This is a genomic window from Neisseria sp. P0021.S007 (assembly GCF_051956855.1).
This window is the reverse complement of sequence record NZ_JBQCXA010001548.1, coordinates 1-464: the sequence shown is the minus strand read 5'-3', so window position 1 is coordinate 464 and position 464 is coordinate 1. Positions and strand designations below refer to the sequence as shown.

Genomic DNA, 464 nt, shown 5'->3' with positions numbered 1-464 from the left:
ACGACCCCAACCACGCGCCCGAATACGCAGTCTCCCAACGCGTCAACCGCATCGGACAAGGCGTCAGCGCGCAAATGACTTATAAAGACGAAACCCAAGTTTGGGCATTGGGACGCGCCGATTTAGTCGCCGGAATAGCCGGCGTGCTGTCTGACGAAGCCGCCGACATCGAACACGCAGGCAGCATGGTGTTTCTCGGCAACCAAAGCGGTTTCCAAGCCGTCTTCCTGCTCGAAGACCAAATCAAAGACAGCGCCGCCGCCATGCTCAACATCCTCAAACAACAGGGCATCCGCACCCACCTGCTCAGCGGCGACCGCACAAATGCCGTTGCACAAGTCGCGCAGGCACTCCGTTTGGACACCTACCGCGCTGAAGCCGCACCCGAAGACAAGCTTGCCTACGTTGAAGAATTGCAGAAACAAGGCAGAAAAGTCTTGATGGTCGGCGACGGCATCAACGAC

1 protein-coding gene is annotated in these 464 nt (G+C 58.0%); it reads left to right on the top strand.

All coding sequences use genetic code 11. The features are described 5' to 3' along the window. A partial coding sequence (locus ACTHUR_RS20190) for an HAD-IC family P-type ATPase (protein ID WP_440400581.1) occupies positions 1-464 on the top strand: 464 nt, incomplete at both ends.